The organism is Pseudomonas sp. OE 28.3 (assembly GCF_014268205.2).
Classification (GTDB): Bacteria; Pseudomonadota; Gammaproteobacteria; order Pseudomonadales; family Pseudomonadaceae; genus Aquipseudomonas; species Aquipseudomonas edaphica.
On the sequence record NZ_CP077082.1, the window covers coordinates 6,233,015 to 6,246,251 of the forward strand.

At 61.7% G+C, this 13,237-nt stretch carries 12 protein-coding genes; 4 read left to right on the forward strand and 8 right to left on the reverse strand.

Features of this window, described 5'->3' with window-relative positions:
* The first annotated feature begins 192 nt into the window (after positions 1–192).
* The gene (locus tag HU759_RS28145) at positions 193–1,080 is read left to right on the forward strand and encodes an acyltransferase (RefSeq protein ID WP_017138001.1); all 888 of its coding nucleotides are present in this window, start codon (positions 193–195) and stop codon (positions 1,078–1,080) included.
* On the opposite strand, the gene HU759_RS28150 is transcribed toward HU759_RS28145, so the two are convergent.
* Entirely contained in the window at positions 1,077–1,649 is a 573-nt protein-coding gene (locus HU759_RS28150) for a DUF2780 domain-containing protein (protein ID WP_017138000.1), read from the reverse strand. The two genes, HU759_RS28145 and HU759_RS28150, sit on opposite strands and share 4 nt — an antisense overlap.
* Before the next feature lie 151 nt (positions 1,650–1,800).
* Here HU759_RS28150 and HU759_RS28155 point away from each other — a divergent pair, with 151 nt between their 5' ends.
* The 3 genes from HU759_RS28155 to HU759_RS28165 all read left to right on the forward strand — a co-directional run bounded on the left by HU759_RS28155 (position 1,801) and on the right by HU759_RS28165 (position 3,765).
* Entirely contained in the window at positions 1,801–2,427 is a 627-nt protein-coding gene (locus HU759_RS28155; protein ID WP_017137999.1) for a sigma-70 family RNA polymerase sigma factor, read from the forward strand.
* Complete coding sequence (locus tag HU759_RS28160) at positions 2,424–3,101, forward strand: anti-sigma factor (RefSeq protein ID WP_017137998.1); 678 nt, start codon at positions 2,424–2,426, stop codon at positions 3,099–3,101. Before HU759_RS28155 ends, HU759_RS28160 begins: the two co-directional genes overlap by 4 nt.
* 415 nt (positions 3,102–3,516) lie before the next feature.
* Entirely contained in the window at positions 3,517–3,765 is a 249-nt protein-coding gene (locus HU759_RS28165; RefSeq protein WP_032865770.1) for a hypothetical protein, read from the forward strand.
* 54 nt (positions 3,766–3,819) lie between these two features.
* Here HU759_RS28165 and fdhA read toward each other — a convergent pair whose 3' ends face one another.
* The 7 genes from fdhA to glyA form a co-directional block, all read right to left on the reverse strand.
* Positions 3,820–5,019 carry a formaldehyde dehydrogenase, glutathione-independent gene (fdhA, locus tag HU759_RS28170; protein WP_017137993.1) on the reverse strand — a complete coding sequence of 400 codons (1,200 nt, stop codon included), beginning with the start codon at positions 5,017–5,019 and terminating at the stop codon, positions 3,820–3,822.
* A 183-nt stretch (positions 5,020–5,202) separates the two neighbouring features.
* Positions 5,203–6,060: a formyltetrahydrofolate deformylase gene (gene purU, locus HU759_RS28175; RefSeq protein WP_056857793.1), complete on the reverse strand. Its 858-nt coding sequence runs from the start codon at positions 6,058–6,060 to the stop codon at positions 5,203–5,205.
* Positions 6,061–6,183: 123 nt separating this feature from the next.
* A complete protein-coding gene (gene soxG / locus HU759_RS28180) occupies positions 6,184–6,816 on the reverse strand; it encodes a sarcosine oxidase subunit gamma family protein (RefSeq protein WP_099550387.1) in 633 nt (210 codons plus the stop codon).
* A gap of 124 nt (positions 6,817–6,940) precedes the next feature.
* Positions 6,941–9,958 carry a sarcosine oxidase subunit alpha gene (locus HU759_RS28185; RefSeq protein WP_099550386.1) on the reverse strand — a complete coding sequence of 1,006 codons (3,018 nt, stop codon included), beginning with the start codon at positions 9,956–9,958 and terminating at the stop codon, positions 6,941–6,943.
* Positions 9,955–10,257 carry a sarcosine oxidase subunit delta gene (locus tag HU759_RS28190; protein WP_015886243.1) on the reverse strand — a complete coding sequence of 101 codons (303 nt, stop codon included), beginning with the start codon at positions 10,255–10,257 and terminating at the stop codon, positions 9,955–9,957. The genes HU759_RS28185 and HU759_RS28190 overlap by 4 nt, the downstream gene beginning before the upstream one ends.
* 15 nt (positions 10,258–10,272) lie before the next feature.
* The gene (locus HU759_RS28195) at positions 10,273–11,523 is read right to left on the reverse strand and encodes a sarcosine oxidase subunit beta (protein WP_010207084.1); all 1,251 of its coding nucleotides are present in this window, start codon (positions 11,521–11,523) and stop codon (positions 10,273–10,275) included.
* 22 nt (positions 11,524–11,545) lie between these two features.
* Positions 11,546–12,799, reverse strand: a complete 1,254-nt coding sequence (glyA, locus tag HU759_RS28200) for a serine hydroxymethyltransferase (protein WP_099550385.1) — start codon at positions 12,797–12,799, stop codon at positions 11,546–11,548.
* Positions 12,800–13,237 lie beyond the last annotated feature (438 nt).

A 13,237-nucleotide genomic window follows, 5' to 3' on the forward strand; every position in this document is an offset into this window, starting at 1 on the left:
TGATTTCCTTGGAAAGAAGTAGGCGGATTCTAGACCGCAAAAGCGTTGTTTAGTTAGATCGTTCCCACGCTCTGCGTGGGAATGCAGCTCTGGACGCTCCGCGTCAGCTCACATTCGTGCAGCAATTTGCGATTTGGCCTCTAGACTCAGCTTGCTTATCATGGCCCGTCCACCCGACTCCAAGAGTTACTTATGCGCCGCCTGCTCACCGGCTGTTTTGTCACACTGCTGTTATTGCTCAACACCCTGGTGCTGTTCGGCCCGTTGATGGTGTTTGCCCTGCTCAAGCTGGTAGCGCCCGGCCGCTTTCGCGACTACGCCTCTTGGGCCGTGATGTGGATCGCCGAGACCTGGGCCGAGATCGACAAACTGATTTTCGCGCTGTGCATCCCCACCCAATGGGACATTCGTGGCGGCGACGAACTGCGCGGCGATACGTCTTACCTGGTGATCAGCAATCACCAATCCTGGGTCGACATTCCCGCGCTGATCCAGGCGCTCAACCGGCGTACGCCGTTCTTCAAATTCTTCCTGAAAAAAGAGCTGATCTGGGTGCCCTTCCTCGGCCTGGCCTGGTGGGCGCTGGATTACCCGTTCATGAAGCGCTACACCAAGGCCTTTCTGGCCAAACACCCGGAACTGGCGGGCCAGGATTTGAAGATCACCAAGCAGGCGTGCGAGCTGTTCAAGCGCCAACCGGTGACGGTGGTCAATTATCTGGAGGGCACACGGTTCAGCGAGGCCAAGCGCAAGCAGCAGGATTCGCCATTTGCCCGCTTACTCAAGCCCAAGGCGGGTGGCGTGGCGTTTGTGCTGGCGGCCATGGGTGAGCAATTGGACGCGGTCCTCGACGTGACGGTGGTCTACCCGCAGCAGAAGATCCCGGGGTTCTGGGACTTGATCTGCGGCACAGTGCCCAAGGTGATCATTGATATCCGCACCCGTGAGCTGGACCCGGCGTTGTGGCAAGGGGATTACGAGAATGACCCGGCGTTTCGCCAGACCGTCCAGAACTGGGTGAACCAGCTCTGGATGGAGAAGGATGCGCGCATCGCACAACTGCGCGCAGAGTCGCTTTAGCTGCCAGTACCCCAGGCCGAGGCCAGCTTGCCCAGTACCGATTCGCTGGCGCCCTGGCCGCCCAGGTACTTGAGGATCACCGGGGCAAATTGGCTGACCATGCCGCTGTCCATGCCCAACGCGCTGAAGGCGGTGTTCAGGTCGTTGGTGCTCTTCACGTTACCCAACAACCCGTCCAGGCCGCTGGTCTTGCTGCCGCCGCTCTGGCCGAGCATCCCGCTCAACGCGCCGAGGCTGCCCAGGGAGTTGCTGCCCGAGAGTTGATCCAGGCCCGGCACACTCTTGCCCAGTTGCGAGTAGTCGGTACCGCTCAGTTTGTTCTTGGCCAGGCCCAGCATGGCGCCGGTACCGCCCACGGCTTGTTCGGGGGTGATGTTCAGTTGCGAGGTCAAGGCGCTCAGCAGGCCGGCGGTCTCAGAGCTAGGCGCCGCAGCCGCCGCCTTGTTGTTGCTGCCCTGGGCACCGGAGACGGCATTGGCCACGTCACCGAGGCTGAAACCTGCGGCAAACACCGGGCTGGCGGCCACGGTCAACAGGCAGGACAGGGCAAAACCGCGTGAAATCTTCATCAAGACAACCTCTGAATGTAGGAGCTAAAAGCAGGCGTTTGACTGACAGTCCCGAAGGAATGTTCCCACCTGCAGATTAGTTCAGAAAAATCTGCATCCAAATGTTCCCCGCACGCGTATATCCCACAAGCGCCGCCCGGAGTCGGATGGAATGAATGCTCAAGCTGGACTACCCTCTGCCTACCGTGCGCAGTCCCGTCGCCCTCGAACGAGAGCCTGGAGAAGCCCTATTTCCATTCATGATGCTGACCCGTTGCAGCCCTTGCTGGCCCAATGTGCCCTGGGCAACCGACAGGCGTTCGAGACCCTTTACCGCAGTGTTTCGCCACGGCTGCACGGTGTCGCGTTTCGTTTCATGGGGCGCGCAGACCTGGCCGAAGAAGTGCTGCAGGAGGCCTTTGTGCGTATCTGGTACAACGCTTCGCGCTACGAGGCCCATTTGGCCGCGCCGATGACCTGGATGGTCAACATCACCCGCAACCTGGCCATCGACCAATTGCGCAAACACCGCGAACAGCCATTAGCTGAGGGCCAGCAAGACGCCATGCTCGACGACAGCCCCAGCGCCTACGAACAGCTCGACAGTGAGCGCGAAGCCCGCGCCCTCAACCGCTGCCTCGACACCCTCGACGGCATGCAACGCCAATCGATTACCGTGGCTTACTTCCAGGGCCTGTCGTGCTCGGAACTGGCCGACCACTTGGCGGCGCCCCTGGGCTCGGTCAAATCCTGGATTCGCCGCGGCATGGAGCGCCTGCGCAGGTGCCTTGAATCATGAACTACCAAACCACCACCCTGCGCCGCGCCCTCGCTGCCGATTACGCCATCGGGCTGATGCCCGCCACTGCCCGTCGGCGCTTTGAAAACCTGCTGCTGGACGATGCCGCGCTGCGCGTCGAACTCGGCCATTGGCAGGATGCCCTCGCCAGCCTGACTGGCGCCGTGCCCGAGCGGCCGGTGCCGGATCATGTGTGGGCAGGCATCAAGGCACGCATTGAGCCGCAAGTGCTGCACGTGCCGGCGAAGAAACCGTTCTGGATGAGTTTTCGCCTGCTGGCCGCTGCCTGTGCGGTAGTTGTCGCAGTGCTGGTGGGCGTGCTGTATCAGCGTGATATCGGCGCCGAATACAACGCCACGCTGGTCGCGGCCAACCAGCAACCGGCGTTGCAGGTCCAGGCGTTTGGCGATCATCTGCAAGTGGAGCCGCTGACGTTGGCGGCTGTAGAGCCGACGCGCGCCCTGGAACTGTGGGTCATTGCGGCCGGTGGCAAACCCGTCTCCCTGGGCCTGGTGCCGAGCTCGGGTAAAGGCCGAATCCAGCTGAGCAAGGAACAGCAGGCGCTGTTGACTGCACCCGCGACCCTCGCCGTCAGCCTGGAGCCACAAGGCGGCTCACCCACCGGACAACCCACCGGCCCCGTGCTGTACCAAGGCGCCCTGGCCACTCGCTGACACAACTCAATACCTGTGGGAGCTGGCTTGCCTGCGATGGCGGTGGGTCAGCCAAGGATAAGTTGACTGGCCCGCCGCCATCGCAGGCAAGCCAGCTCCCACATTTGAGCTTCATTGGCCGAGCGACTTGCTCCCGGCGGAGGATGGCGCTTATAGTTCGGCGGTCGTCCATATGGCGACACGGGTTTGGCGACTCGATTGAAATAATGCATGCAAAAGCACCTGCTCCTTTGCTGGTGCTTTTGCACGCGTAAGGCTGCTTTATGGCGGCTGTGCGCGGGAGACCTTCGGGTCTGCCGGCCTTTGCTTTATTTCACCGGTTCGCCAACCTGCGTACAGCTGCCACCCATTCGTTTGGCGACGTGTGAGTGGTAGCCTCACTCTCTGAAATAAAGGTTAAAACATGAACCGATACATGCCGCTCACCGGCCACGACGCCACCACGCCCTCCCTGCTCATCGACACCCAAGTCCCGCTCGACGTGCTCCACGACGCCGCCGTCTACCGCATTCGCGCCGTCACCCAAGTCATGGAAAACCTGGCGTTTCGCGAAGGCCTGAACACCGACAACCTCGTGCTCCAGGACTTCGCCCTGCTCTGCGCCATTCCGTTGCGTGATGGCTGTGATTTGCTGGATGTGATCAGCCGACGCCTACAGGCCTAAACACCAGACGCAAAAAGGGCGACCCACAGGTCGCCCTTTTATTTGCCCCAAGCCTTACGCTGCGCTAAACATCTTATGCGGATCAATCACAAACTTCTTCGGCACACCCGCATCAAACTCGCCATACCCACGTGGCGCGTCATCCAGGCTGATCACCTGCACACCGACGATTTCCGCAATGTTGATGCGATCCCACATGATCGCCTGCATCAGTGCGCGGTTGTACTTCATCACCGGCGTTTGCCCGGTGTGGAAGCTGTGGGATTTGGCCCAGCCCAAACCAAAGCGAATGCTCAGGCTGCCCATTTTCGCGGCAGCATCAACAGCACCTGGGTCTTCGGTAACGTACAGCCCAGGGATACCGATTTTGCCCGCCACACGCACCACGCCCATCAGCGAGTTGAGCACGGTGGCCGGTGCTTCGGCCTTGGCGCCTTCATGGCCGTGGCCACGGGCTTCGAAGCCTACGGCGTCTACCGCGCAGTCCACTTCCGGCTCGCCCAGCAAGGCGGCGATTTGTTCGTGCAGTGGGGTGTCTTTGGACAGGTCGGCAATTTCAAAACCCTGGGCCTTGGCGTGGGCCAGGCGGATCGGGTTGACGTCGCCGATGATCACTACCGCTGCGCCGAGCAGGCGGGCGGAGGCGGCAGCGGCCAGGCCAACAGGGCCGGCGCCTGCGATGTAGACGGTGCTGCCTGGGCCAACGCCGGCAGTGACGGCGCCGTGGTAGCCGGTCGGCAGGATGTCGGAGAGGCAGGTCAGGTCACGGATTTTCTCCATGGCCTTGTCGCGGTCCGGCAGTTTCAGCAGGTTGAAGTCGGCATACGGCACCAGCACGTATTCGGCCTGGCCGCCGGTCCAGTCGCCCATGTCGACATAGCCGTAGGCGCCACCGGCACGGGCCGGGTTGACGGTGAGGCACACGCCGGTGTGTTGTTCTTTGCACGAGCGGCAGCGGCCGCACGCCACGTTGAATGGCACCGACACCAGGTCACCGATCTTCAGGTTCTCGACGTCGCTGCCCTTCTCGATCACTTCGCCGGTGATTTCATGCCCCAGTACCAGGCCGGTCTGGGCAGTGGTGCGGCCGCGCACCATGTGTTGGTCGGAGCCGCAGATGTTGGTGGAGACCACGCGCAGGATGACGCCGTGCTCAATCTTCCTGCCACGGGGGTCCTGCATTTTGGGATAGTCGATTTTCTGTACTTCGACCTTGCCGTTGCCGAGATACACGACACCACGATTACCAGACATGCTTTCACCTCGCTGTTGTTTTTATGGAACCGCGTCGCCCAGGCAGGCGGCGCGTTTAAGTGCTCGGGTACAGATGCTGTTTCCTTGTGTTGTTGCTGATGGCCTCATCGCAGGCAAGCCAGCTCCCACATTCAAAGGTATTCACACATCAAATGTGGGAGCGGGCTTGCCCGCGATAGCAATCTAAAGAACGACAGTTCGATTGGCGTTCAAAAACACCCGCCGCTCAATGTGATACCCCACTGCACGCGCCAACGTCAGCCCTTCAATATCACGCCCCTTGGCAATCAAGTCCTCGGGATAGTGGCTGTGATCCACCACCTCCACGCCCTGGGCGATGATCGGGCCTTCATCCAGATCGTTGTTGATGTAATGCGCCGTGGCGCCCACCAGTTTCACGCCCTTGTTGTAGGCCTGGTGATACGGCTTGGCGCCTTTGAAACCGGGCAGCAACGAGTGGTGAATGTTGATGGCCTTGCCATCGAGCTTGCGGCACAGCTCCGGCGACAGCACTTGCATATAGCGCGCAAGAATCACCAGTTCGGCGCCGGTCTCTTCAATCACTTGCCACACCTGACGCTCCTGGGACGGTTTGTCGTTGGGGTCGAGGGGGAAATGGTAGTAGGGAATCTGGTGCCAGTCGGCCAAAGGTTTTAAATCAGGGTGGTTGGACACCACCGCGACCACGTCCATCGACAGCTGGCCGATGCGTTGGCGGTAGAGCAAATCGTTCAGGCAGTGATCGGCCTTGGACACCATGATCACCACTTTTGGCCGGTAGTTCGGCGCCGTCAGCTCGAAGATCATGCCAAAGGCTTCACCGCGCGTGGCCAAGCCATCGCGGAAGGCTTGCTCGTCAAAACCCTCAGGTTGACGAAATTCCACGCGGATAAAAAACCGGCCCGAGAGACGGTCATCGAACGAATGGTGCTCGGTGACGTAGCAGCCCTGCTCAAACAGGTAGCGGGTGACCGCGTCCACCGTGCCGAGCACGCTGGGGCAGTCGGCGGTCAAAATCCATGTGTCGGGTGCGCGGCTCATTGTGCGTGACTCCTTGATCGTTCCCACGCTCTGCGTGGGAATGCCGCCATGGACGCTCTGCGTCCCCTCTTGGGACGCGGAGCGTCCCGGGATGCATTCCCACGCAGAGCGTGGGAACGATCGTTATGCAACGACATTCAGGCCAAATTCGGCGGACGCATCCTGCAGCCACAGCCACCAGTAATCCGAGAAGCTGCGACGAATCAGCAGCTCCCAGGTGTCTTCAGCCGTGTGGCGGATCACCAGCTGCGACTTGGCGAACACCGTGCCCACCGCCTTGCCCACCGGGAAGTTATTAGGGTGCACGTCGTAGCTGGTGGACTTCATCAGCACGTCGCGCACGTTCGGGCCGCTGAGTTCGAGGATCTGCTGGCCGCCGCTGACGTTGACGATCTGGATATGCAGCTCACCAAGGGCAGCGCGCAGGTTTTGTTCGGCGGCAAACTCTTCACCGCTTGGCACGATCAACAGCCACTCATCCGGGCCGAGCCATTGCAGGCTGGTTTCGCCTTTGACGATCACTTGCAAGGCGCCAGGCAGTTCGATGCCGAGGGCTTTGTGCACACCGGCGGCGAACGCGGCGTCATGGCCATCGCCACGAATCGTCAGGTGGCCGAGGAGTTTCTTTTCACGCACGGTCACGCCGGCGTTCTTGCGGCCCTTGCCGACCAGGCTGGCGAGGTCGGCATGGTGCAGCGACGACTCGGCCTTGGCGCCGGTGGTGGGGCGTTGTTGGTAAACATTGGCTGCTGTCATAAAGCACCTGTTCTGAATTCTGTGGTGACTGCTCTGGCCTCATCGCGGGCAAGCCCGGCTCCCACAGGGGAACGCATTCCAAATGTGGGAGCTGGCTTGCCTGCGATGCAGGCGACTCGGTCTATCAGATGTTCTGCCGCTCGCCTTTCGGGTCGAAGAACACCGAGGACACAATCTCTGCCTCGATCACGCTGCCATCCGCCTGCGGTGAGAACACTCGCTCACCCATACGCTTCAAGCCGCCCTTGACCACCGCCATCGCAAACGAATAACCCAGCGAGTTATGCGCGTAGCTTGAGGTCACGTGGCCGACCATCTTCATCGGGATCGACTGTTTAGGGTCGAACACCAACTGCGCGCCTTCCGGCAGCCATACATTCGGGTCAATCGGCTTCAAGCCCACCAACTGCTTACGTTCTTCACGCACGCAGTCTTCACGGTTCATCCCACGCCAGCCGATCCACGAGAACGGTTTGGTACGGCCTACGCACCAGCCCATGTTCAGGTCGTCCGGGGTCATCGAGCCGTCGGTGTCTTGCCCGACGATGATGAAACCCTTCTCGGCGCGCAGTACGTGCATGGTCTCGGTGCCATACGGGGTCAGGTTGTACTTCTTGCCTGCAGCGACGATCTGTTCGAGCACGCCCATGGCGTAGTCGGCCTGCACGTTGACTTCGTACGACAGCTCGCCGGTAAACGAGATACGGAACACCCGCGCCGGTACGCCGCCAACCAGGCCTTCCTTCCAGGTCATGAACGGGAAACCGTCCTTATCCAGGTCGATGTCGGTGACTTCGGCCAGCAGTTTGCGGCTGTTGGGGCCGGACAAGGTCATGGTCGCCCAGTGGTCGGTGACCGAGGTGAAGTACACCTTGAGGTCTGGCCACTCGGTCTGCTGGTAGATTTCCAGCCACTGCAGCACGCGGGCGGCGCCGCCGGTGGTGGTGGTCATCAGGAAGTGGTTGTCGGCGAGACAGGCGGTGACGCCGTCGTCGAAGACCATACCGTCTTCCTTGCACATCAGGCCGTAGCGGGCCTTGCCCACGTCGAGCTTGGTCCAGGCGTTGCTGTAGATGCGGTTGAGGAACTCGCGGGCATCCGGGCCTTGAATGTCGATTTTGCCGAGGGTGGATGCATCCAGCAGGCCGACGCTGTCGCGTACCGCCAGGCATTCGCGCTTCACGGCGGCGTGCAGGTCTTCACCGTTACGCGGGAAGTACCAAGGGCGTTTCCATTGGCCGACATCTTCAAACTCGGCGCCGTTTTTAACGTGCCAGGCTTGCAGCGCGGTGTAGCGCACCGGCTCGAAAATGTGCCCACAGTGACGGCCCGCCACGGCGCCGAAGGTCACCGGCGTGTAGTTGGGGCGGAACATCGTGGTGCCCATCTGCGGGATGGTCACGTTCAGCGAGCGGGCCGCAATGGCCAGGCCGTTGACGTTGCCGAGCTTGCCCTGATCAGTGCCGAAGCCCAGCGCGGTGTAGCGCTTGACGTGCTCGACCGACTCGAACCCTTCGCGGGTCGCCAGCTCAATCGCAGCGGCGGTGACGTCGTTTTGCAGGTCGACAAATTGCTTCGGCGCCCGTGCGGTCGGCTTGTCATGGGGCACCTGGTAAATGCCCAGGGTTGGCTCTTCCAGACGGCTCAAAGCTTTTGGCAGCGTGCCTTCCACCGGTGCAAACCCGGCTTCGCTGGCTGCGCGCACGCCGCCTTCAAAACCATCGGCCAGGGAATCGCCGAGGCCGTAGACGCCATTGATACCGCCGACGCACACACGTTTTTGCGGGGCTTCGCCTGGCACAAAACCGAGGATGTCTTCACGCCAGGTCGGCTTGCCGCCCAGGTGCGAAGCCAGGTGAACCACTGGGCTGTAGCCGCCGGAGCTGGCCACCAGGTCGCAGTCCAGCCACTCGCCGGGGCTGGTGACTTTGTGTGCTTTGACGTCAATCGCCGCCACGCGTGCAGCGGTCACGTGCTTGCTGCCACGGGCTTCGATCACGGCGCTGCCGGTGAGGATGCGAATACCTTTGGCGCGGGCTTCTTCCACCAGGGCGCCGCGTGGGTTGTGACGCACATCAGCCACGGCGACCACTTGCAGGCCCGCATCAAGCCAGTCCAGCGCGACGCGGTAGGCGTGGTCGTTGTTGGTCGACAGCACCAGTTTTTTGCCCGGTGCCACGCCGTAGCGGCGCACGTAGGTAGAGACTGCACCGGCGAGCATATTGCCCGGCACGTCGTTGTTGCCGTACACCAACGGACGCTCGCACGCACCGGTCGCCAGCACCACACGCTTGGCACGCACACGGTGGATGCGCTGGCGCACCTGGCCAATCGGCGCACGGTCACCGAGGTGGTCGGTGAGGCGTTCGTGAATGGTCAGGAAGTTGTGGTCGTGGTAGCCGTTGACGGTGGCACGCGGCAGCAACACCACGTCCGGCAGGGCTTTGAGTTCCGCGATCACGCTGGCAACCCATTCGGTCGCCGGCTTGCCGTCGAGGCTTTCGCGTGAGTCCAGCAAGGAGCCGCCGAATTCTTCCTGTTCGTCAGCAATAATCACGCGGGCACCGCTGCGCGCAGCGGCCAATGCCGCGGCCAGGCCAGCAGGGCCGGCACCGACAATCAGCACGTCGCAATGACGGTTGAAGTTGTCGTAGGTGTCCGGGTCATTCTCGGTCGGCGAGCGGCCAAGGCCCGCAGCCTTACGAATGTACTTCTCGTAAGTCATCCAGAACGATTGCGGGTACATGAAGGTTTTGTAGTAGAAACCCGGCGGCATCAGCTTGCCGCCGACTTTGCCAAGAATGCCCATCACGTCATTGTTAACGTTCGGCCAGCCGTTGGTGCTGGTGGCGACCAAACCTTGGTACAGCGCCTGTTGCGTGGCGCGCACGTTGGGAATCTGGGTGGCTTCGGTGGCGCCGATCTGCAGCACCGCGTTCGGTTCTTCGGCGCCCGCTGCAAAGATGCCGCGCGGGCGCGAGTACTTGAAGCTGCGGCCGATGATGTCGACGCCGTTGGCCAGCAGGGCTGCGGCCAGGGTGTCGCCCTCAAAGCCCTTGTAGCTCTGGCCGTTGAAGGTAAACGTCAGGGCTTTGTTGCGGTCGATGCGGCCACCGTTGGACAGGCGATTGATCTGGCTCATACCTTCTCTCCAGCAGCCTTGGCGGTGAATTGCGGCTTGGTGCCGATCTTGTAGGTTTCAAGAATTTCGTAGGTCAGGGTGTCGCGGGTGGCGTTGAAGTACTGACGGCAACCGGCGGCATGGATCCACAGCTCGTGATGCAGCCCGCGTGGGTTGTCACGGAAGAACATGTAGTCGCCCCACTCTTCATCGGTGCAGGCGTTCGGGTCCAGCGGGCGCGGGATGTGCGCTTGGCCGGACGCGTGGAATTCCTCTTCGGAGCGCAGTTCGCCACAGTGAGGACAGAAGATATGCAACATAGGGAATTTCTCCTGTTAGTGGGCGACGGCCGCAGCGCCGTGTTCGTCGATCAACGCACCGTTGTGGAAACGGTCGATGGAGAATGGCGCTGCCAATGGGTGCATTTCACCCTTGGCGAGGCTGGCGGCAAACACGTTGCCTGAGCCTGGAGTGGCTTTAAAACCGCCGGTGCCCCAGCCGCAGTTGAAGAACATGTTCGGCACCGGGGTTTTGGAGATGATCGGGCAGGCGTCCGGCGTGGTGTCGACGATGCCGCCCCACTGGCGGTTCATGCGCACCCGCGACAGCACCGGGAACATCTCGACGATGGCCTGGATGGTGTGTTCGATTACCGGGTACGAGCCGCGCTGGCCGTAGCCGTTGTAGCCGTCGATACCGGCGCCGATCACCAGGTCGCCCTTGTCGGACTGGCTGATGTAACCGTGCACGGCGTTGGACATGATCACGCTGTCGATAATCGGCTTGATCGGCTCGGACACCAGCGCTTGCAGCGGGTGGGATTCGATTGGCAGGCGGAAGCCGGCGAGCGAGGCCATGTGCCCGGAGTTACCGGCAGTGACCACACCCACGCGCTTGGCGCCAATAAAACCCTTGTTGGTTTCGACGCCGATGCACACGCCGTTTTCCTTGCGAAAGCCGATCACTTCGGTCTGCTGGATCAGGTCCACGCCGAGTGCGTCAGCGGCGCGCGCGAAGCCCCAGGCCACGGCATCGTGGCGGGCTACGCCGCCGCGCCGTTGCACGGTGGCGCCGAGTACCGGGTAGCGGGTGTTTTTTGAGCAGTCGAGGTACGGGATCTCGTCGGCCACTTGTTTGGCGTTGAGCAACTCGCCGTCCACGCCGTTGAGGCGGTTGGCGCTCACGCGACGCTCGGAGTCCCGGATGTCTTGCAGGGTGTGGCACAGGTTGTAGACGCCACGCTGGGAGAACATCACGTTGTAGTTCAGGTCCTGGGACAGGCCTTCCCACAGTTTCATCGCGTGTTCGTACAGGTGCGCCGACTCGTCCCACAGGTAGTTGGAACGCACGATGGTGGTGTTGCGAGCGGTGTTACCGCCGCCCAGCCAGCCTTTCTCGACCACGGCCACGTTGGTGATGCCGTGCTCTTTGGCCAAATAGTAAGCCGTCGCCAGACCATGCCCGCCGCCGCCGACGATAACCACGTCGTAGACCTTTTTCGGTGTGGGCGTGCGCCACATCTTCTGCCAGTTTTCGTGGTGGCTGAGTGAGTGCTTGAAGAGGCCGAAGCCCGAGTAGCGTTGCATAGTCATTACTCCAAAACCGCGCTCAGCGATAAACCGGGAAATCAGCGCACAGGGCAGACACGTGCTTGGCCACGTTGGCCTCGACATCGGCGTCGCCGAGGTTGTCGAGGATGTCGCAGATCCAGCCGGCCAGCTCGATGCATTGCGGCACCTTGAAACCCCGCGTGGTCACCGCCGGGGTGCCGATGCGCAGGCCCGAGGTCACGAACGGCGACTGCGGGTCATTCGGCACGGCGTTCTTGTTGACGGTGATGTGGGCGCGGCCGAGGGCAGCGTCCGCGTCTTTGCCGGTAAGGCCCTGGCGGATCAGGCTGACCAGGAACAGGTGGTTATCGGTACCGCCGGACACCACGTCGTAGCCGCGCTTGATAAACACGTCTGCCATGGCCTGGGCGTTGTCGATCACCTGTTGTTGGTAAGCCTTGAAACCGGGCTCCAGCGCTTCCTTGAAGCACACGGCCTTGCCGGCGATAACGTGCATCAGCGGGCCGCCCTGGGCGCCGGGGAACACAGCAGCGTTGAGTTTCTTCTCGATGGCTTCGTTGGCCTTGGCCAGGATCAAACCGCCACGTGGGCCGCGCAGGGTTTTGTGGGTGGTGGTGGTGACCACATCGGCGTAAGGCAGCGGGTTCGGGTACAGGCCCGCGGCAACCAGGCCGGCGACGTGGGCCATGTCGACGAACAGCAGTGCGCCAACCTTGTCGGCGATCTGACGGAAGCGCGGAAAATCGAGGGTCTTGGAGTAAGCGGAGAAACCGGCCACGATCATTTTCGGCTGGCATTCGACGGCCAGGCGCTCAACTTCGTCGTAGTCGATCAGGCCGGTGTCGGTGTTGATGCCGTACTGCACGGCGTTGTAGAGCTTGCCCGAGGACGACACTTTGGCGCCGTGGGTCAAGTGGCCGCCGTGGGCCAGGCTCATGCCCAGGATGGTGTCACCGGCATTGATCAGCGCCAGGTACACCGCGCTGTTGGCGGACGAACCGGAGTGTGGCTGCACGTTGGCGTAATCAGCGCCGAACAGTTGTTTGGCGCGCTCGATGGCCAGGGCTTCAACCTTGTCCACATGCTCGCAGCCGCCGTAGTAGCGCTTGCCTGGGTAGCCTTCGGCGTATTTGTTGGTCAGGCCGCTGCCCTGGGCTTCCATGACGCGTTTGCTGGTGTAGTTCTCTGACGCGATCAGCTCGATATGGTCTTCCTGACGCTGCTCCTCGGCATTCATCGCCGCCAGCAATGCGTCGTCATACCCTTGGATCTGGTCTTTTTTGCTGAACATCGCGTCTCTCCCAGCCTTTCGTATTGTTGAGGCCCTCGCAGGGCCCTTTGATGCGATGGTAGGGCTGGCGCAGCGAGGTCAAATGCCTACGCACGCCACGCAAAGGTGCGTTTACGACATGGCTTCGCGGGTGGGCGATAAAACACGCAGATGGCTCGGGCCGCCTGAAGATTTAGAAACAGAAACCTGACACTTTAAGCCTCACACGCCTGAAAACTTGGCTACGCTTGCCACTCAAACAGCGCCAGCTCATGTATTCGACGCTTTCACTGCTCAGTCCAACAGATTGAACGCCCTACACCGTTGAGGAACGCGGGCATGGCGCTCGACTCTTCGCCCAACCTGGCCACGCCGCTGACGCAAAGCGTTACACCTGCACGGTGCGCGTGGTGCCTTCCCCGATGCGAGCGCAGGGATATTCGCGCCAGGCTGGGATGT

Coding starts and splice junctions, on each gene's coding strand:
- HU759_RS28145 (WP_017138001.1), top strand. CDS start 193: ATGCGCCGCCTGCTCACCGGCTGTTTTGTCACACTGCTGTTATTGCTC.
- HU759_RS28150 (WP_017138000.1), bottom strand. CDS start 1,649: ATGAAGATTTCACGCGGTTTTGCCCTGTCCTGCCTGTTGACCGTGGCC.
- HU759_RS28155 (WP_017137999.1), top strand. CDS start 1,801: ATGAATGCTCAAGCTGGACTACCCTCTGCCTACCGTGCGCAGTCCCGT.
- HU759_RS28160 (WP_017137998.1), top strand. CDS start 2,424: ATGAACTACCAAACCACCACCCTGCGCCGCGCCCTCGCTGCCGATTAC.
- HU759_RS28165 (WP_032865770.1), top strand. CDS start 3,517: ATGCCGCTCACCGGCCACGACGCCACCACGCCCTCCCTGCTCATCGAC.
- fdhA (WP_017137993.1), bottom strand. CDS start 5,019: ATGTCTGGTAATCGTGGTGTCGTGTATCTCGGCAACGGCAAGGTCGAA.
- purU (WP_056857793.1), bottom strand. CDS start 6,060: ATGAGCCGCGCACCCGACACATGGATTTTGACCGCCGACTGCCCCAGC.
- soxG (WP_099550387.1), bottom strand. CDS start 6,816: ATGACAGCAGCCAATGTTTACCAACAACGCCCCACCACCGGCGCCAAG.
- HU759_RS28185 (WP_099550386.1), bottom strand. CDS start 9,958: ATGAGCCAGATCAATCGCCTGTCCAACGGTGGCCGCATCGACCGCAAC.
- HU759_RS28190 (WP_015886243.1), bottom strand. CDS start 10,257: ATGTTGCATATCTTCTGTCCTCACTGTGGCGAACTGCGCTCCGAAGAG.
- HU759_RS28195 (WP_010207084.1), bottom strand. CDS start 11,523: ATGCAACGCTACTCGGGCTTCGGCCTCTTCAAGCACTCACTCAGCCAC.
- glyA (WP_099550385.1), bottom strand. CDS start 12,799: ATGTTCAGCAAAAAAGACCAGATCCAAGGGTATGACGACGCATTGCTG.